The 18,261-nt window shown below is 59.0% G+C and carries 16 protein-coding genes; 12 read left to right on the top strand and 4 right to left on the bottom strand.

Features of this window, described 5'->3' with window-relative positions; all coding sequences use genetic code 11:
* Positions 1-84: 84 nt before the first annotated feature.
* Together pal and BLQ92_RS21410 are read right to left on the bottom strand one after the other, a co-directional pair.
* Positions 85-588, bottom strand: a complete 504-nt coding sequence (pal, locus tag BLQ92_RS21415; RefSeq protein ID WP_090686522.1) for a peptidoglycan-associated lipoprotein Pal — start codon at positions 586-588, stop codon at positions 85-87.
* A gap of 230 nt (positions 589-818) precedes the next feature.
* The gene (locus BLQ92_RS21410; RefSeq protein WP_090686521.1) at positions 819-1,187 is read right to left on the bottom strand and encodes a hypothetical protein; all 369 of its coding nucleotides are present in this window, start codon (positions 1,185-1,187) and stop codon (positions 819-821) included.
* Positions 1,188-1,525: 338 nt separating this feature from the next.
* On the opposite strand from BLQ92_RS21410, the gene BLQ92_RS21405 reads away from it, so the two are divergent.
* Positions 1,526-1,864, top strand: a complete 339-nt coding sequence (locus BLQ92_RS21405) for an HdeA/HdeB family chaperone (protein WP_090686520.1) — start codon at positions 1,526-1,528, stop codon at positions 1,862-1,864.
* 536 nt (positions 1,865-2,400) lie between these two features.
* On the opposite strand, the gene BLQ92_RS21400 is transcribed toward BLQ92_RS21405, so the two are convergent.
* Positions 2,401-4,614 (bottom strand): beta-glucosidase, encoded by a 2,214-nt coding sequence (locus BLQ92_RS21400; RefSeq protein WP_090686519.1) that lies wholly within the window; start codon positions 4,612-4,614, stop codon positions 2,401-2,403.
* Positions 4,615-5,192: 578 nt separating this feature from the next.
* On the opposite strand from BLQ92_RS21400, the gene BLQ92_RS21395 reads away from it, so the two are divergent.
* Positions 5,193-5,792 (top strand): 2'-5' RNA ligase family protein, encoded by a 600-nt coding sequence (locus tag BLQ92_RS21395; protein ID WP_090686518.1) that lies wholly within the window; start codon positions 5,193-5,195, stop codon positions 5,790-5,792.
* Positions 5,793-5,989: 197 nt separating this feature from the next.
* Here the strand turns inward: BLQ92_RS21395 and BLQ92_RS21390 are convergent, their stop codons facing one another.
* Positions 5,990-6,820, bottom strand: a complete 831-nt coding sequence (locus BLQ92_RS21390) for a lectin OAA family protein (protein WP_090686517.1) — start codon at positions 6,818-6,820, stop codon at positions 5,990-5,992.
* 565 nt (positions 6,821-7,385) lie between these two features.
* Here BLQ92_RS21390 and BLQ92_RS41120 point away from each other — a divergent pair.
* The 10 genes from BLQ92_RS41120 to BLQ92_RS21340 all read left to right on the top strand — a co-directional run bounded on the left by BLQ92_RS41120 (position 7,386) and on the right by BLQ92_RS21340 (position 18,259).
* Positions 7,386-8,741: an S-adenosylmethionine:tRNA ribosyltransferase-isomerase gene (locus BLQ92_RS41120; RefSeq protein ID WP_175772196.1), complete on the top strand. Its 1,356-nt coding sequence runs from the start codon at positions 7,386-7,388 to the stop codon at positions 8,739-8,741.
* 129 nt (positions 8,742-8,870) lie between these two features.
* Positions 8,871-9,848 carry an LLM class oxidoreductase gene (locus BLQ92_RS21375; RefSeq protein ID WP_244896664.1) on the top strand — a complete coding sequence of 326 codons (978 nt, stop codon included), beginning with the start codon at positions 8,871-8,873 and terminating at the stop codon, positions 9,846-9,848.
* 183 nt (positions 9,849-10,031) lie between these two features.
* Positions 10,032-10,511: a hypothetical protein gene (locus BLQ92_RS39530; protein ID WP_143016647.1), complete on the top strand. Its 480-nt coding sequence runs from the start codon at positions 10,032-10,034 to the stop codon at positions 10,509-10,511.
* Positions 10,511-11,179 (top strand): MlaC/ttg2D family ABC transporter substrate-binding protein, encoded by a 669-nt coding sequence (locus tag BLQ92_RS21370; protein WP_090686516.1) that lies wholly within the window; start codon positions 10,511-10,513, stop codon positions 11,177-11,179. The genes BLQ92_RS39530 and BLQ92_RS21370 overlap by 1 nt, the downstream gene beginning before the upstream one ends.
* A gap of 217 nt (positions 11,180-11,396) precedes the next feature.
* Positions 11,397-12,296 carry a LysR family transcriptional regulator gene (locus tag BLQ92_RS21365; RefSeq protein ID WP_090686515.1) on the top strand — a complete coding sequence of 300 codons (900 nt, stop codon included), beginning with the start codon at positions 11,397-11,399 and terminating at the stop codon, positions 12,294-12,296.
* Between the two features lie 142 nt (positions 12,297-12,438).
* On the top strand, positions 12,439-13,125 hold the full coding sequence (locus BLQ92_RS21360) for a histidine phosphatase family protein (RefSeq protein ID WP_090686514.1): 687 nt from the start codon (positions 12,439-12,441) through the stop codon (positions 13,123-13,125).
* A 26-nt stretch (positions 13,126-13,151) separates the two neighbouring features.
* Complete coding sequence (locus tag BLQ92_RS21355) at positions 13,152-14,168, top strand: phosphotransferase (protein WP_090686513.1); 1,017 nt, start codon at positions 13,152-13,154, stop codon at positions 14,166-14,168.
* A gap of 43 nt (positions 14,169-14,211) precedes the next feature.
* Positions 14,212-14,976: an SDR family oxidoreductase gene (locus BLQ92_RS21350; RefSeq protein WP_090686512.1), complete on the top strand. Its 765-nt coding sequence runs from the start codon at positions 14,212-14,214 to the stop codon at positions 14,974-14,976.
* Between the two features lie 82 nt (positions 14,977-15,058).
* Positions 15,059-16,303: an acyl-CoA dehydrogenase family protein gene (locus BLQ92_RS21345; RefSeq protein WP_090686511.1), complete on the top strand. Its 1,245-nt coding sequence runs from the start codon at positions 15,059-15,061 to the stop codon at positions 16,301-16,303.
* Positions 16,304-17,185: 882 nt separating this feature from the next.
* Positions 17,186-18,259 carry a porin gene (locus tag BLQ92_RS21340; protein WP_175772198.1) on the top strand — a complete coding sequence of 358 codons (1,074 nt, stop codon included), beginning with the start codon at positions 17,186-17,188 and terminating at the stop codon, positions 18,257-18,259.
* The last annotated feature ends 2 nt before the right edge of the window (positions 18,260-18,261 follow it).

The raw sequence follows: 18,261 nt of genomic DNA, 5'->3' as shown, positions 1-18,261 counted from the left end.
CCGGGAGACGCTAAACCCGGACCCGGGCGTATTCGCTATTGGCCTTGCTAACTTAAGACCGTGGCCTGTTCAGAACTCGCAAGCCTACTGGTAGACAAGGTCTGCCCGCCGGTTCTGCGCCCACGATGCTTCGTCGTGACCCAAAGCGACCGGCTTTTCCTTCCCGAAGCTAACCGCTTCCAGTTGCGAGTCGCGTACGCCAAGAGTCTCCAGATCATGGAGTACGGCTTCCGAGCGCCTTTCACCGAGCGCTAGATTGTATTCGCTTGTTCCCCGTTCGTCGGTGTTGCCCTGAATCAGGACATGCCGGTTCGGGTGGGCCATAAGATATTTCGCGTGGGCTTCAAGCAGCGGTTGATCGTCGCTCTTGACGGTATAGCTGTCGAAATCGAAGTAGATGCTCCGCTTCGCGAGTGGTCCATTTGGATTGTTGAGTTCATCGACCATTACGGGTGCCACATTTGCCGGCTGGCTGTTGGCGGTGTTGCCCTGCGTGGCGGCTCCTTGCTGGTTTACCTTTACACCCGAATGACATCCAGCGAGCATGCTCGCTATGAGCATGGCCGCGCAAAATCCAGTCTTGGTCATGGTAGGTCTCCTCTGACCGAAGGTGCAATCGCACCTCCTTAGGATTACTGTTAACGCTCCGGAGCGGAGGCAGGTTGACGTTGCGAAAAGCACTATGCGATTGATACAAAAGACAGAGATTTTTGTTTCAAATTCCTCAATTCAACGGCTTGAAGAAAGCGATTTTTAATCTCGCGCCGTCACCAGGCCCCGTCGCATGCTTCGATGCGGATTAAACGCCCGCTGACGATTCAGTCAGAATCTGTGGCGACGGGTTTGATGTTTGGCCAGTCACCGAAATCAGGCTGATCGTGGTTGTCCTGCAGTAGCCCGGCGTTGAGTGCCTTGTGCATGCCAAACACCTCCGTGTCGGGAAGGGGCGAACTCGGGGCCGATGGGCTCTGGAGCATATCGTTTGGCAACTTCGCTCCTGCACTGCCAGACGGTTCTCCCTGCGGTGACGCGCGTTGATCGGTCAGGGCGTCATCACGGTCGACGTTCGGGCGAAACGCCATCACATCGAACAGGATAACCGCGCACGCTGTGGCCATAAGTGCTACACAGCACCACCGGGCGATACGAAAGAGGCGGTTGCCTTCAATTTCAGCGGCCGTTCTCACTTCGACTCCAGACAACCGGGTGCTCCGGGAGCGCATTCATCCCACTCTTCACGATTGACCTGTTATTTCGACATGAATAGTTCCACCCAGGTTCACGATCGATATTCTTTATTGAACCGGGATGCTTGCACTGAAAGGATCATGAAACTTGTGCGTTGCGGGAGCTGGCCACGCTCAGCAGGCCTCCTTGCTTAAGTCTCGTTTAAGGCAGGCGAAATAGATTATCTTCAGGCTTTCATGCCAGATGCAGCAAGCGAAAACGTCCTGACCCCCCCCTTCATTAATACGTCGGGACGACCGTCCGGAGCCGTTGTTGCTTTCTTTCGAGGAGGTGAACCATGAACAGGATCGTCCTGGGTTCGGTTGTGTTGAGCATCATCGGTCTGTCGCAAGCCGGGCTCGCTCAAACAACGTCGAGAGTGCAACCGGAAAAGGTGAATTGCGAGGACTTTCTGGCGCTGGCAGACAACTACAAGCCAGCACTGCTGTACTGGGCTGCTGGCGTGAGCAAAGTCGACGTGAAGGCAACGGACGAGCTGGTTGTTGACGCCGCAAATCCGGTAGGTTTGGTTGTGGACGAATGCAAGAAAAGTCCAAAGACATCATCTATGAACAAGGTCCGGCAGCTCACGAGGTCGGGACGGCTCAATGTCGTCGCCCACGGTGATCACGATTAGGAGCCTCGCTTGTACGTCAACTGGAGCGACTGTTCAGCGGTGAGGTCAGCAAGGCGCCGCTATCCTATGGACGTGTATTAGCCTAGACCGGACCTGACAGGTAGTCGGAGAAGTGACTTACCCGGCCGCGTAGCGGCGCACGGACCCATGTGGGCACGTGCGCGCTGTACTATTTGTGGGTGAGCATTCTCCCTGATGGCGCACTCGTGTTCGACCAGAAGTTGTCTTGTTGTGACTTTCCTGTTCGGAATGAACAACCGCTTACGCTTTGCAGGCACACGGTCCCGTCAGTCGACGCTCGATCACCGGTGGTCGGAGCGAGAGTGCACGAAGCGAACGATGCGTGCCGTGGCCGAATTGAGCTTAGTACATGGTTCCCGTGTGGGCCCCTGTCCAGGTTGACAAGGTACGCTTCACCCGGTATCCGCACCTACAAACGCGGCAAGCCGCAACAACGTCACCCACCCGAATTCACCCCAACGGCACGCGCGGGCTCCCCCGCGCCCGCGCTCAACTGCGTGATGAAATTGCGGCGGCTAGCTCCCTTGCAAGCGAATGTCACGCGAGGACGCGCCTACGTACACCGTCCCACCAGCCACATACCGCCAGCCATTGCGCGATGTATCCCACACGCTCTGCATGCGTGGCGTGACGGTAATGCGCACGTGCCTTGTCTCACCCGGGTTCATAGCGACCTTTTCCCATCCGACGAGACGTCGCGGCGGCTCGCCACTGTATGGCACACCAAGGTACACCTGCGGCACTTCCGCACCCGCTACGCGACCATCGTTACGTACGGTGAACGAAACATCGAGCGCGCCATCAGGACGATGAGCGACGGAAAGCCCCGAATACGAGAAATGCGTATACGACAGCCCGTATCCGAACTCGAACATCGGCGCGATGTTTTTCGCGTCATACCAGCGGTAACCCATGTCCAGCTTTTCCGCGTAGACGGGATTCGCTTCGTACGTCCCGTTCTGCCCCCACGTTGGGGTGTCCTGATCATGCACCGGGAAGGTAACCGGCAGCTTGCCCGATGGATTGACCTTGCCGAACAGGACATTCGCAATCGCATTACCGCCGCCTTCGCCCGGATACCACGCTTCCACGATTGCGGCCACGCTGTCCTTCCACGGCATCAGGACCGGGTTGCCGCTTTCCACGACGACGATCGTGCGGGGATTGGCGCTTGCCACCGCTTCGACGAGCGCGTCCTGGTTCGACGGATTCGCTAGCTCCAGGCTTTGCAGATCGCCGAAATCTTCACCGGCTGGCTGGGCGACGAAGACAATGGCCACGTCCGAGCGAGCCGCAAGCGCCGCAGCCTGCTGGATCTGCTGTTGCGTGTAGGCGCTGAACGGCGACTGCTGATCGCTGTTGCCGGCAAAGCTGACCTGTGCCGACGGCGCGAGTGCCTGAATCGCCGCCACGATGGGCGTGTTCAGCTTCAGCCACGGGTTGGTCCACCAACCGCACCCTGTCGACGTGCCGAAGGTCAAGCCCCCGCAACCCGCGAACGCGCCCGTGACCGGATCACGCGTATTACCCGAGCCGCCACCGGTCAGCACGGCTGCATCGGCGTGCGCGCCAATCACCGCAATCCGGGAGAGGGAAGCCGCCGAGAGTGGCAACTGATTGCTATCGTTCTTCAGCAACACCATTGACTGTTCCTCGACCGCCTGTGCGAATGCGTTCGCGCCCGCGAAGTCGATCGTGCCGCCGCCCTTCGGAGGATTGTCCATGACGCCCGTGCGGATCATGACGTACAGCTTGCGCTCCACCATGTCATCGAGGCGCGCGGTGGAAACCGAGCCGTTCGCGATCGCCTGCTGAACCGCGGCGGGCGTCAGATAGACGGTTGAGCCGACATCCTCCTCCTCGTCAAGGCCAGCATTGATCGCGTTAGCCGTGCTATGGGTCGCCCCCCAGTCCGACTGCACCTGTCCTTCAAAGTGCCAGTCGTTCTTCAGCACGTCGCTGAGCAGATGCGAGTTCTCACACGCATAAGTGCCGTTGAGCTCGTTGTAGCTGCACATCACGCTACCGGGCTGGGCGCGTTTGGCGGCGATTTCGAACGGCAACAGATAGATCTCGCGCAGCGTGCGCTCGTCGATCTGACTGTTGCCGCCCATCCGGTTGTATTCCTGCTCGTTGCCGGCGAAGTGCTTGATCGTGGCGATGACCTTCTGGCTCTGCGTGCCGTCGGTGCGCTCGGCAAGCATCTGCCCGGCTAGCAGCGGGTCTTCGCCAAGAAACTCGAACAGCCGGCCGGCACGCGGCTCACGTGCGAGATTGGTGCCTCCGCCCAGACCCATTCCGAAGCCCTGTTCGCGCAGTTCTATGGCGATCCGTTTGCCGAAAGCGGAAGACAGACCCCGATCCCAGCTCGCGGCCACGCCGATGGTCGACGGGAAGGTGGTGCTAGGCTGGCTGGTGCTGCCGGAGCCTGTCGACGAGTCGACCATATTCAGATCAGGAATGCCAAGGCGCGGCACACCTTGAATGTAGCCGGCGCCGCCTCCTGGCACGCTGGACATTGCGTACTCCGAATGGATAAATTGCAGTTTTTCGCTGAGCGTCATTTTACTGACGAGGGAGTGGGCACGCCGATGCGCGGTGGCCGAATCGAACGCGTTCATCACCGTCGCGGTGGGCGGGAAATCGAATGAAGAGTCGGGCGCGCCCGCGCGGGCAACGACGCACACGGTCGCCGCTAACGCGACGACCGGCCATAGTTTGATCTGCATGTCTGTCTCTCCGAGATTCTGCTTTTGGTGGGGCGAGGGGAAAGCGGAGCGCGTCGGGTGGATTCACCGTGGACGCAAAAGCCGGCGACGCAGGGTGACTGCGAAGATGTGTGCCTGCCAGCGGGGGAATCGGGCCAGCCGGATTGGCTGTGAGTGATTCTCCGTGTTAAACAATGTAAAAATGTAGTCTGACTACAGCATCGGTATTTTCACTAGTATTGCGCGTTTTTATGCTTAATGATTTCAATTCGGTAAAGAGGTATCGAATTTAATATCTCATAGCGCATAAGCAGTAATTTTTTCGGCACGATATAGCCGTCCGCCCGCGAAGGTCGGTTGTCTCGCTTGCCGTCTGTACTGTATGGATGTACAGTATTGGCGGCAACGTGACCCATTCACGAAAACGGACCGGGCCAGGTGGGAACGGAGCGGTGATTTGGGGTGCGTGCCGGGTGAGCTACCGGATGCCGGTCGCTCAGCACGGCGCAATTGGCACGACTTTCAGACGCCTGGGTAAGCCTGGTGCACCATTGAACGGAGATTCATCGACATGCCTGCTTCATCGTCTCGGGCGCATCATGGCTGACCAACTCTGGTTGCCGGGGCTGGAGGCGCCGCCTGTCCCGACAGACGGCCTGTTCTTCGCAGTCCTGCCGGATGCCAATACGGCGGGTCACATCGCGAAGCTCGCGCAGCAGATCTGCGGCGAGACCCGCTCAAAGAGCAAGCCACACGCTGCCAATCGCCTGCACGTCACACTCCAGCATCTTGGAAATTTCGCAGGTGGTTTGCCGCAAGGGCTGGTTGATGTAGCAACCAAAGCCGCCGCGTCAATCAGAATGAAGCCGTTCAGCGTCGAGTTCGACCACGTTTTGAGTTTTGCAGCGAAACCGCGGCCCGGACCAATGGTGTTGGGAGGCGGTGAGGGCGTGGTTGGCCTCCACACGCTCCGCGAGGCGCTTGCAAGAGCATTGCAAAACGCAGGATTCGGCGATTGCCCCGTTGCGCCGAACACGGAGCATTACACCCCGCACGTTACGCTCGCTTACGGCATGCCCTGGATCGCGGCACGTCCCGTTGACGCGGCCAGCTGGAACGTGCGCGAGCTTGTTTTGATGCACAGCCTGCTCGGGCGTACCCGGCACGTCGCGCTGGCGCGTTGGCCTCTGGCAGCATAGGCGAGATACGACGGCGTGGTATCGCTCGCAGCGTGCAAAAGGCGCAATACGGCGGGAACCCGTGCTGGGTCCAAGAAGAAGTAGATGCCGGCCTACGGCATAGATGAGGGGGCGTGAGATCACCTGCCGATCTCGCTCGCCCCTAGGCAAGCGCTGACGACAGGCTCAATCTGCCCCTGTCGTCCGGACTGCTGATGTTATTGCGGCAATGCAAAGGCGCGGAAGCCGATCGGACCCTCGCCGCTATAGGTCATACTGCCGTTGAACGTGTTGCCGTTGTCGCCGGAGGTGATATTGACTTCCACGACGTTCTGGCCTGACCGGCAGCCGAGCAACCAGACACCGCCCGGATGCCAGGGGGCGGACGATCCTCCCCATTGATTTTCGACTGCATAGTTGTTGCCCGCGACGGAATTCCCCTTGAAGCCAATGGCCCCTTCGCCATAGTAAGTGTTGGTTCCGTTCAGGTTCTTTCCACCATCCGCGGACTGGACGTTGAGTGCAACGACGGCTTGATCGCGCGCGCCGATTACCCAAACACCGCCAGCGTGCCAAGGCGCCGACGGGCCGCCCCATTGGTTTTCAACTGAGTAAACGCCGCCATCTGCCTGCTCGCTCTTGAAACCGATCGGGCCTTCGCCAGCGTAGGTGATGGATCCAGCGAGCGTTGCGCCCTTATCGCCTGATTCGATATTGACTGCCACCACGTTCTGATTGACGCGGCAGCCGATGATCCACGTGCCACCCGGATGCCACGGCGCCGTGTTTCCGCCCCATTGATTCTCGACCGCATAGGTGTTGTTTTGCGTCAGCGTTGCCCGAAAGCCGATCGAACCTTCGCCAGCATAGGTCATCGTCCCGGTGAAAATCTTTCCGTTGTCTGCGGATTTAATGTTGAGTGCCACGACGTTTTGCCCGGATCGACCGCCGAGTACCCACATGCCGCCTTCATGCCAGGGGGCCGAAGAGCCTCCCCATTGATTCTGGACATGTTGCAGATTGTTGAAGCCCTTGCTTGTCTTCGCCATTTTTGTCTCCTGTTCGCAATGCAGTGTGGATGAGGGAAAAATTGCCGGCATTTCAAGCACTACTTTGTTTCTGGTTGCGCGGCCTGTTGAGCGAGGGATTGACGATGCGCGTGCAAGGAACATTGCAACGCGTATCGATAATTCTTGATGTTGCCGCTCGTTCACAACGAAAAATAGTTCTGCACCATGTCGTTGGCAACCTGTCAGATGGCACAGGTGGACAAGGAGGTATGTAGTGGTCTAACTTTCCCGGACAGGTGGCCAGGGGGCAATCCGGACTTCTTTCGCGTCCGCACACGCTTCCATTCCAGCCTTGCCGCTGCTAACGGGCTGTTGAAACAGTCCTGCGAGGCTCGACGGTGCATCGTCAAAGGAGGCGCCGCGCGAGCGCGATTCATGTCGATTTGATGTCGGGCTTTGTTTAATTAGGAAAACGAATGTAATTGCATCGGAAAATTTATCCGTACGCTGCTTTGGTCGCGCGCATTCGGTTCCATTTCAACGACCTCTCTCGCCCGGGTGCGTACTGGCGAGATATCTACATAGCTTGCTTAGGAGAGTTGTTGTGAAAACACGTGAATTCGACTTTCCATTCGACGCTCGCACCATACCGAGCTACCCCGCGGAGTTTAGAGGCAGAGGGCGAGACGGGGGGCAAATGATCGTGCTTGATCGCTCGTCGGACTCCATCGAGCATACGATTTTTTCCAGTATTTACGACTACTTTCGCCCAGGTGATTTGCTGGTATTGAACGACAGTTATGTGTTGCCGAACACACTGCTGTTCGGATGGGAAGACCACACGTTGTCGGTGGTGATATACGGCCACGAACCCGATGGTACGAGTGTTGTGGATATCAGGCCTTCTGTTGAGCTTCGTCCCGGGCTCACTTTGACTTCGGTTGATGATGAGGGCCTCTCTGTCCGCTTGCTCGCGCTTCGGCCGGACGGATTCTGGCAAGTGTCTTTGGAGCCGTTGGAACGCCTGAACTCGGCGCTCGAGCAGTACGGGCAACGCTGTGGGCAACCTTTCGCCAGCTCGTGGACCTTGGAAGCCCCGATTGTTTCTAGCTCGCTGGGCAAGCCAGGCGAAGCGGGCAAGCCCGGGGCGCCAGGCAAACCCGGCGAGGCGGGCAAACCTCGGGAAGCGGGCAAACCCGGGGAGGCAGGCAAACCCGGGGAGGCAGGCAAACCCGGAGAGGCAGGCAAACCCGGAGAGGCAGGCAAACCCGGAGAGGCAGGCAAACCCGGAGAAGCCGGTAAACCGGGAGAAGCCGGCAAACCAGCTAAGCCTGCCAAGAGCCTGGCGGCTGACGCATCTACATTGGTCGCCTCTACGTACTGGCAGGTCGCGCCGTCTACCTATCGGGCCGTCTACGCGAAGACACCGGGCTCCCTGCAGATACCGTCCGCTGGACTTCACTTTTCGGCGGAGCTGCTGAAACGAATCAAAGAAAAAGGGGTGGAGATCGCTTATGTGACATTGCATATCGGAGCGACTGAAATGCTCGCAGTTCGTCACATCAGTGCGGATGAAGTCGAGAATCACGAAGTAAAACCTGAATACTTCGAGGTGGGGAACACTGCGGCGGAGCAAATCAATCGCGCAATGGCAGAGAAGCGTCGCATTGTTGCCGTCGGCACGACAGTTCTACGAACATTGGAAACACTCGGTTTAGGCAAGCAACGCAAAGCGCCCATTGAGCCGGGGAGTCGTTGGACCGACCTCTATATCTTCCCTGGATTTGACTTTAAGGTCGTGGACGTACTGCTTACCAATCTACATCAACCGCGCTCTAGCCATCTGGTTCTGACCGCGGCCTTTGCAGGAAAGGACCTGGTTATGCGCAGCTACCGGGAACTTGTCGACCGCGGCTCGTACGAGTTCGATATGTTCGGCGACAGTATGCTCATCATTTAGCACATGCGGCCTTTCGGGCCGCTTGAGAATGAGCACGCGGCTGAGCGGGCGGAACTTCGGCCGGGCGGCAAGTCCGCAGCGGAACCAATCGTTATCCTTAATAAAGGCGCTCAACAGAAGGCCGATTCGATGGGCAGAGAGCACTTGAGGTCCCATATCGGATATCGCAGGTTGTTCGCCAACGGGGCCCTAACGTTAGGCGTAGTGTTCCCGCTGGTGCGGGTCGCCAAAGCGATGCCTGATATGAGCCAGCAGTTGCGGATCGCAGAGCTAGCCGACAGCCTGGGCTTTGCCTCCCTGTGGGCCCGCGATGTCCCGTTGTACGACCCCTCATCGCCAGACGTTGGTCAACTCTACGACCCATGGGTTTGGCTCGGCGCAGTCGCGGCCGCCACGCGTAATATCGCGCTGTGTACTGCCGCAATCGTTCTGCCTGTCCGGCATCCGCTGCACGTCGCCAAGGCCGCAGCGACTGTCGACGTGCTTTCGGGAGGGCGTTTCGTTCTGGGTATCGCGTCGGGCGACAGGCCGCGGGAGTTTGCAGCATTTAACGTGTCACATGATGACGTAGCATCGCGATTTCGCGATGCCCATCGGTACATGCTGAGTGCGTTGCACGAAGACTTCCCGGAGATCGATTCGCCGATGGGAAATATGGCCGGTCTGGATCTCCTTCCCAAGCCTTTGACCGGCAAATTGCCGCACTTAAGCGTGGGAAATGCCAGACAAACAATAGAGTGGATCGCAGGGAACACGGATGGCTGGGTGACCTATCCGCGTGACATCGAATCTCAAAGGAAATGGGTTGAGCTATGGCGCACAACGGTGCAACGCCAATCTCCCGAACGCTTTCTGCCGTTTTCCGAGCTACTGTTCGTAGAGCTCGAGGAGCATGCCGATGCTGATGCGATACCCGTTTATCTCGGTTATAAACTCGGGCGGCGGCGCCTTGTGGAGCATCTTGATTCTCTGCGGGAGATCGGGATTAATCATGTCATTTTAAACCTGACGCTTAACAACCGGCCGATCTCGGAAGTCATGCAGGAAATTGCCGAATATGTTTTGCCATTCTTTCCTCTGCCCACTGCGGAAGTTGCGGCAAAATAGATCTCTCCACGAGCGGTAGGTGCCGTTACGGCTTGGGCTAAAGCTCGTGCGGCACTTCGCAAAAGACCCTGCATCATTACCGACGAGCTATGGCGATCAATAGTTCAACGCGGGTATGAAAGGGGTACTTAACACTGACGGGCAAGATAGACCCTTCCCGGCATTGCCGACGTTGTCCATTACATGAGCCCCCAATGGACAATGGTATTTGACTGCCGCACACTTGTCCGCGCGGTGAAAACTCACCGCTCCAAGGCCTTCGCATCGAACCGCGGAACGATTCCACCGATCTATCTGACCGAGCTGAGCAACCGCCACGCCGCGAGCGATGAACGCTTCTGCGCCGACGATGGAACGCCCACGGTCTGGCTGTATCGGCATATCGACACGAACGGAAAGCGCCGGGTGTTTTCGAATCTTCTGCATGGCACGATGGCGGCGCCCCTGCCGATGTTATTGGGGCTGCAGAAGTGCCATGCTGCAGGGGCAGTCCGCCGACGTGTTTGCGATGATCCGCGAAAATTTATAGGGCTCGCCGGGTTAAGGGGGGCGCAGAAAGTGCGCTGTAAGATTGGCGGCCGGCTGAGGGCAATGGGCGCGGGCGAACCGTGCCGTTACCGCTGCGGTGGTTTGCTGGGTCCCTCTCAACGTCGAGGTTTGTAATGAAGCACTTTTGCCGAAGCACCATTGTCCGTTCGGCGTTCGTCGCATCGCTGGCAATTGCGGCCGGCATCGGATCTCTGTGCGCGCCTGAGCACGCGTGGTCCGCTCAGATCAACGACCAGACCGACCCGCAGACACTCATCCAGACCGTGACGCAGCAAACCATGGACGAGGTCCGCCGGCAAGCCCTCACGCCGGACGACATCCCGCGCATCATGAATATCGTGAACCGGGACATCATCCCCTACGTCGACTTTCGCCGTACCACGCAGTACACGATGGGCCGCTTCTGGCGCGCCGCGACACCCGAGCAACAGGACCAGGTGGTCGAGCAGTTCAAGCAACTGCTGATTCACACGTATTCCGGCGCGCTCACACTGGTCAACACGGATCAGAAATTCGAGTACCCGCCTTCGCCCACCGAGTCGAGCGACACCGACGCGGTGGTGCGCACGATTGCGCCAGGCAAAAGCGGCCAGGTGCAGATCGACTACCGGCTTTACAAATCCCCTCAGGGTTGGCGCGTCTACGACATGAACGTGCTCGGCGCATGGCTGATCCAGACCTACCGTACGCAATTCAACGACAAGATCCAGCAAAGCGGCGTCGACGGGCTGATCCAGTTTCTCACCGACCGCAACAAGCAACTTGCGTCAGGCAATCAGTGAGGGCGGGGCGGCTCCCAGCGTCGTTTTTATCGCGCAGAACCGCAGGATAGGCGGGCGCGAAGCGTCCTCATTTCCCTGTTTGGCTGTCTGGCACTGGCAGGAGTAGACTCGCCGGGGTCGCTCCGTGACACCACGCAGACCGGCGCTTTGCGCCGCTGCGTGCACGTGAACCAGTGGAGTCGAAACTACAGTGCGAGTGGCGCCGGGGAATTTGAAAATGGGTTTGTCAAAGCTTGATCTGAATCTCTTCGTGGTCTTCGAAGCTGTCTATAGAACGAGAAACCTGACGCGTGCAGCGGAGCTGCTGTTCATCACTCAGCCTGCGGTCAGCAATGCCTTGGCGCGGATGCGCAAGGCCTTCGACGATCAGCTGTTTGTCAGCACGTCGGCCGGCATGATGCCGACGCCCGTTTCGGAAAACATCATCGGCCGGGTTCGTGAGGCGCTGCAACTGCTCGACTCGAGTACTCACGTCGGGGGACGCTTCGATCCCGCCTCGTCCGAGCGTACGTTCCGGCTCAGCATGACCGACCTGACGGAGGCGCTCCTTCTGCCCGCGCTGGAGGAGGTACTGCAGCGCCTCGCGCCCGGGATTCGCATCGAAAGCTACTTCACCACGCGTAGAGAGGTGTCGGAAGCGTTAGCCAGCGGTGCGGTCAATCTGGCGATCGACGCGGCGCTGATCGACGACCCCGACCTCGAGCAGGAGCCGCTCGGCCGCGACCGCTATGCATGCATGCTGCGTCACGATCATCCGTTTACCCGGAAGAAGCTGAAGATCGACGACTACCTCGGGTTCGGTCATATCCACGTATCCAGCCGTCCGCAGGGATCGGGTCTCGTCGATGCGGAACTGAACAAGCTGGGCCTCAGGCGATCGATTCAGACGCGCGTTCAACACTATCTGGTCGCCCCGTTGATCGCGATGCGAACCGATCTCGTCCTCACGGCGCCCCTCGTACTCCTGCAGCGATATGACGCGCGAATCCTGGAACTGCCGTTCGATCTTCCGGAGCTCGAGTCTCGTTGCTACTGGCATCGCAGCGTGACCGGAGATCCGGCGCATCGTTGGCTGCGCGAGCAGGTAGGGCGTCTCATGCGGGAAATGAACCAGTAGCCGGGGCCCACAGGGGTCTACAGGGGCATACGGCGTAGAGGCGCCCGGTGTCACTAAAATTTATAGCCGGCTATCACAACAATCAATTTCCTGAATGATGCGGCGCTGGGTATTCTGCTAGTCATGTTCAAACGAGGCTGGCATGGCAGAACTCTATCTTGTACGGCATGGTCAGGCGTCTTTCGGCGCCGAGAACTATGACGAGCTATCTCCTTCCGGTCGTACACAGTCACGTTGGCTCGGCGAGTACTTCGCGCAGGCGCAAGTGCGCTTCGATCGCGTTGTCATCGGCACGATGCAGCGGCATCGGCAAACCGCCGATGCCATTCTCGCCGCCATGGGTGGCCCGCAAGTCGAACTCGCGCAAGACGCGGGTTTGAACGAATACGATTTCCAGGCACTGTTCGCCGCCCTCGGCGAAGAAGGCTCGCCGCTGGGTTTGTCCGCCGGGCTGTCGGCTAGCACTTCAAAGAAGGACTTCTACAAAGGGCTTCGGCAAGTGCTGCAGCTTTGGACTGAGGACCGCTTGCCAGGCCAGGTTCCAGAGACATGGCGGCAATTCCAGACGCGTGTCGAGCGGGCGCGCATTGACATCCAGCGGGCTGGCGGCAAGCGTGTTCTGATAGTGAGTTCGGGCGGTCCGATCGCGGTAACGGCTCAGCAAGTTCTGCAGGCGCCCGCTGCGACCGCGATCGCATTGAACATGCAGATTCGCAACAGCAGCGTTTGCCAGTATGTCTTTAACGACGCTGCTATGTCACTAGTCAGCTTCAATTCAGTGCCTCATCTCGAACATGCCGAGCGGCATGAGTTTGTCACCTACGGCTGACCTCCATCCGGTATCTCTTCTAGATCATGAACGCCAGCCTTCACTTCGACCTCGAAGCTCTCACACGTTATCTGACCGTGCACGTGCCCGGCTTTCAAGGGCCGTTATCTGTCGAGAAGTTTCCGGGCGGACAATCCAACCCGACGTTTCTTTTGCACGCGCAAAGCGGTCGATACGTGCTGAGGCGTCAACCTCCGGGCGCACTGCTCAAGTCCGCCCATGCCGTCGATCGTGAGTTTCGCGTGCTGTCGGCGCTCGGCCGGACAGCGTTCCCTGTTGCGCGTGCCTTTCACCTTTGCGAGGACCGCGACGTGATCGGCAGCCTGTTTTACGTCATGAGCTACGAAGACGGGCGAATCTTCTGGAATCCGGCGCTGCCCGAAGTGCCGCTCGAGGAGCGCGGTTTCGTTTACGACGCATTGCTCGGCACGATGGCGGCTCTGCACGACGTGGATATCGACGAAGCCGGATTGTCGGACTACGGCCGCCCGGGCGACTATTTCGCGCGTCAAATCGACGTCTGGACCAAGCAGTATCGCGCCGCACAGACCGACACACTAGAGGCGATGGAGTCGCTGATCGACTGGCTGCCTGCCCACTGTCCAGCGGAAGGCGGAAAGCCAACGCTCGTGCACGGCGACTTCCGTATCGATAACCTTATTTTTACGCACGGTGCGCCGCAGGTTCGCGCAGTTCTGGACTGGGAGCTCTCCACGCTCGGCAATCCGCTGGCTGACATCGCGTACTTCTGCATGTGCTTGCGGCTCCCGCCCAGCAGCCATATCGCCGGACTTGCAGGCCTCAATCGAGCGGCCTTGGGGGTGCCTGAGGAGGAATCGATTGTCGAGAGGTATTGCGAGCTACGGGGGATTGCATCGATTGAGAACTGGAACTTCTACCTGGCGTTCAGCTTCTTCCGGCTTGCCGCTATCGCACAAGGCGTGAAGAAGCGGGCCCTTAGCGGTAACGCATCGAATGAAAAAGCGCGCCAGGTGGGGGAGATGGCTGGGGCGCTCGCCAGGATGGCCACTGACCTGATCTGAAGACAAGCTGGAAACACGAAACGTAGAGATAGGGAGACTGATTGTGACTACTAATTTGTTTGATCTGAAAGGAAAGATTGCTCTGGTAACTGGCGCGAGCCGCGGTATCGGTGAGGAGATCGCCAAACTGCTCGCCGAACAGGGTGCCCACGTGATTGTGTCGAGCCGCAAGCGGGAAGACTGCGAATCCGTCGTACGCGAGATCAAGGAAGCGGGCGGCAGCGCGGAAGCGCAACCGTGCCATGTGGGGCGTCTCGAGGACATTCTCGCGATTTTCCAGCACATCCGTGCACTGCATGGCCGTCTGGACATCCTTGTCAACAACGCGGCGGCCAATCCGTATTTTGGCCACATCCTCGACACCGATCTGTCGTCCTTCGAAAAGACGGTGGAAGTCAACCTGCGCGGGTACTTCTTCATGTCCGTGGAGGCGGGCAAGTTGATGCGGGAGCACGGCGGCGGGGCGATCGTCAACACGGCTTCGGTCAATGCCTTGCAGCCTGGCGACCGGCAGGGCATCTACTCGATCACCAAAGCCGCCGTCGTCAACATGACGCGGGCATTTGCGAAAGAGTGCGGGCCGTTGGGGATTCGAGTGAATGCGCTGCTCCCCGGATTGACCAAAACCCGCTTTGCGGGGGCACTGTTCGCCGATCAGACGACTTATGAAAGCTGGGTGTCGCAGATCCCGCTGCGGCGCCACGCGGAGCCTCGTGAGATGGCGGGCACCGTGCTTTACCTGGTGTCCGACGCGGCGAGCTATACCAATGGCGAGTGTATCGTCGTCGACGGTGGACTGACGATCTAGTCGCGTGGCCGAAGCACGGTGTTGACCGCTCGGTTAGCCGATTCTTCGACGAGCTTGATCACGATTCTGAAGGAGTAAAGAAATGGACTTTGCCTATACCCCGAAAGTCGAAGCGCTGCGCACCCAGGTGCGTGCATTCATGGACGCTCACATCGTTCCGCGCATCCGACAATGGCACGAGGAAGTGCATGCCGGTCAATATCCGGTTTCCTTTATGGAGGACTTGAAGGAGCGGGCGCGTGAAGAGGGCCTCTGGAACCTGTTCCTTCCGCATCTGCGCGATGACGAGCCAGGTACCCGCCTCACCAATCTCGAGTACGCGCCGCTGGCTGAAATCATGGGGCGGGTGTCGTGGGCGCCCGAGGTCTTCAATTGCAATGCGCCGGACACGGGCAATATGGAACTGCTCCATATGTTTGCCACGCCCGCCCAGCGCGAGCAGTGGCTTAAACCCCTTCTTGACGGCACGATCCGTTCGGCGTTTGCGATGACGGAGCCGGCGGTGGCTTCCTCGGACGCGACCAATATCACGACGTCGATTCGTCGCGACGGGGACGACTATGTCATCGACGGCCGGAAGTGGTTCATCACGAACGCAGCCCATCCGAATTGCACGCTCTTCATTGTGATGGGCAAAACGGATCCGGACGCGCCGAGCCACAGTCAGCAGAGCATGATTCTCGTGCCCCGCGATACACCGGGCGTCAAGGTGATCCGCAATATTACGGTGGTCAATCACGTGGCGCCGGAAGGGCACTGCGAGATCGAATTCAAAGGGGTGCGTGTACCCCGGTCGAATCTGTTGGGCGAAGAGGGCAGCGGTTTTGCGCTTGCGCAGGCACGCCTTGGGCCGGGACGGATTCACCACTGCATGCGTTCGATCGGCGCTGCGGAACTGGCGCTCGAGTTGATGGTGGAACGCGCCCAGGCACGCACGGCATTCGGCAAGACGCTGTTCGAACACGGGACGGTCGCCGAGTGGATCGCGAAGTCCAGGATCGAAATCGATCAGGCGCGGCTGTTTGTTCTCAAAACCGCGTGGATGATCGACAACGTGGGTGCGAAGGCGGCGCGCAAGGATATCTCGATGATCAAGGCGCTCGTACCGGGTGTTCACACCGCCGTGTGCGAGCGGGCGATGCAGGTGTTCGGCGCGATGGGGCTGAGCCCCGACACGCCATTGGCCGATAGCTGGACGTGGGGCCGTGCGTTGCGCTTCGCAGATGGGCCGGACGAGGTTCATCTGCAGAGCATTGCGCGGATGGAACTCAAGGCGCAGCGCTATGAGCTGGGCAAGGGTAATCCTTACCTGATGGTGTCGGTGTAACGTATCGAGCCAGTTTCAAAGCTCTGCATGGAACCAGAGTAAGTGCTCTGCAAGGGACCAGAGTAAGTGCTATGCATGGGACCAAAGTAAGCGCTAAAGCGCCAACTCTGGTCGACAGCTAAAGCGCCAACTCTGGTCGACGGCGCGATCTTGCGGGGACCAAAGCCCTCCGGAATCGCCACCGTCCCGGCTCGCTTCCTGCGCGCCCAGCTGGTTCAATTGGCGCATTCAGCCAATTCAGTGGTCTGATCCGCCGCTGCGACTACGACCGGTTTTCGTCGATCTATTATCCTCACAGGTCATCCGGGCGCCTCTCGTAGCGTCCTGCAGCGCTTTTGCCCGCCGTTTACCCGTGGTTCAGCAAGCCATTTTGCTTGTTCGTGGGCGCGGATCAGGGATCTGCGTCGCGGTGTATGAACAGAGCAGTCGCTGTATGCGCGCGTGCTGATGTCCTTCATTGCCGAGCATGAAATGCGCGCGCTGCACGACCAGGAAAGACAGATCGAAACGACTTTGACAGATACGCGCACCTCGCACGGCTGAGGCGTTTCTCGCGAACCGCTCCCTGTGATCTCAGAGCGAAAGCCAGGGATAGTAGCCATATCGAAGATAAAGCATTACCTTTATCAGGCAAACCTTCACTCGTTTGCCATGTCCATCGTCCCCGATTAACAACGCGGGGCTCTGTAATCTCACATGCTCGAACCAATATTCCCTTGACGGGCGCTTGCGACTGTCCAGAATAAGCCAGGTTGACTCCAGGGAGCACTGCCGATGAATCGTTTAACGCGACGCAAGCAATGCCTCATTCGATATCCTGTGGGGCGTACAGTCGGGTTGCATGGGATCCATCGATTCGCATCCTGTTCGATCCTGGGCGCCATGGTGGCCGGCCTGTTGTTGCCGGCCAATGAGGCCCGTGCACAGAGTAGCGTGCAACTTTACGGCATCGTGGATGGGGCGCTCACCTACACGACTAACATAAAGGGCGGCCATGCCTGGGCCCAGTCGAGCGGCGTGGCCCGCAACGACCGTTGGGGGTTCCGTGGAGTAGAGGATCTTGGCGGCGGATATCAGGCGATATTCAGGCTCGAAAACGGTTTTAGCATCAACAATGGCACGCTGGGACAGGGCGGTCTGGAATTTGGCCGGCAGGCGTATGTCGGTCTGGCAAGCGACCGCATGGGAACCGTCACGTTAGGCCGCCAGTACGACTTCATGACGAGCAACCTGTCGGCGTTCTCTGCCGGCAGTCTGATCCCAAGCGTATTTGCCTTCCATCTGGGCGATCTGGACCGGCTGGGCGGCGAGCGCATCAACAACGCAGTCAAGTACGTAACCCCGACCCTGGCAGGCCTGCAGCTGGGCGGATTTTATGCGTTTGGCGGTCAACCGGGGGATTTTGTCACCAATAGCGCGAGCAGCTTCGGCGCCACCTATGCGCAAGGCCCGCTGCACCTCGCGGCCGCCTATACCGCGATACACAATTTCCAGGCCACCTTCGGTATTGGAACCTCGGTACTGGGTACGCAATTGTCCGGATCAGGGGCATTGGGCACCCTGTCCACGCCGCCAACCTTCGACAAGCTGGTCGTGTCAGGTGTGGCGGCGGGCTATCAGCTTGGGGCTGTCTCGTTGCAAGGCCTGTTTACGCTGGTGGACTTCCAGAACCACGGGCAATCGAGCGTCCTGCGAACGGGGGAGGGCAACGCCCAGTACAAGGTGAGCGCGGCCGTTATGCTGGCCGCCAGCTATGCGTACTCGAAACTCGACGGCGAACACTGGAACCAGATTGCAGTTGGCGCGGACTATATTCTCTCCAGTCGCACCGACCTGTATCTCAACGCTGTCTATTTGCGTGCCAGCTCGGGTGTCACGGCCGAGCTGTTCCTGTTGTCGCCATCCAGCTCGAATACACAAACGATCGTATCACTCGGTCTGCGACACACGTTCTAGCG

Source organism: Paraburkholderia phenazinium (assembly GCF_900100735.1).
In the GTDB taxonomy this organism is placed as follows: domain Bacteria; phylum Pseudomonadota; class Gammaproteobacteria; order Burkholderiales; family Burkholderiaceae; genus Paraburkholderia; species Paraburkholderia phenazinia.
Note: the sequence above shows the minus strand (reverse complement) of the source record. Positions and strands in the feature narration are given on the sequence as shown.

Excerpts from the sequence above, each read along its gene's own strand:
- pal (WP_090686522.1), bottom strand. The coding sequence starts at position 588 with ATGACCAAGACTGGATTTTGCGCGGCCATGCTCATAGCGAGCATGCTC.
- BLQ92_RS21405 (WP_090686520.1), top strand. The coding sequence starts at position 1,526 with ATGAACAGGATCGTCCTGGGTTCGGTTGTGTTGAGCATCATCGGTCTG.
- BLQ92_RS21400 (WP_090686519.1), bottom strand. The coding sequence starts at position 4,614 with ATGCAGATCAAACTATGGCCGGTCGTCGCGTTAGCGGCGACCGTGTGC.
- BLQ92_RS21395 (WP_090686518.1), top strand. The coding sequence starts at position 5,193 with ATGGCTGACCAACTCTGGTTGCCGGGGCTGGAGGCGCCGCCTGTCCCG.
- BLQ92_RS21390 (WP_090686517.1), bottom strand. The coding sequence starts at position 6,820 with ATGGCGAAGACAAGCAAGGGCTTCAACAATCTGCAACATGTCCAGAAT.
- BLQ92_RS21375 (WP_244896664.1), top strand. The coding sequence starts at position 8,871 with ATGGGCAGAGAGCACTTGAGGTCCCATATCGGATATCGCAGGTTGTTC.
- BLQ92_RS39530 (WP_143016647.1), top strand. The coding sequence starts at position 10,032 with ATGAGCCCCCAATGGACAATGGTATTTGACTGCCGCACACTTGTCCGC.
- BLQ92_RS21370 (WP_090686516.1), top strand. The coding sequence starts at position 10,511 with ATGAAGCACTTTTGCCGAAGCACCATTGTCCGTTCGGCGTTCGTCGCA.
- BLQ92_RS21365 (WP_090686515.1), top strand. The coding sequence starts at position 11,397 with ATGGGTTTGTCAAAGCTTGATCTGAATCTCTTCGTGGTCTTCGAAGCT.
- BLQ92_RS21360 (WP_090686514.1), top strand. The coding sequence starts at position 12,439 with ATGGCAGAACTCTATCTTGTACGGCATGGTCAGGCGTCTTTCGGCGCC.
- BLQ92_RS21355 (WP_090686513.1), top strand. The coding sequence starts at position 13,152 with ATGAACGCCAGCCTTCACTTCGACCTCGAAGCTCTCACACGTTATCTG.
- BLQ92_RS21345 (WP_090686511.1), top strand. The coding sequence starts at position 15,059 with ATGGACTTTGCCTATACCCCGAAAGTCGAAGCGCTGCGCACCCAGGTG.
- BLQ92_RS21340 (WP_175772198.1), top strand. The coding sequence starts at position 17,186 with ATGGTGGCCGGCCTGTTGTTGCCGGCCAATGAGGCCCGTGCACAGAGT.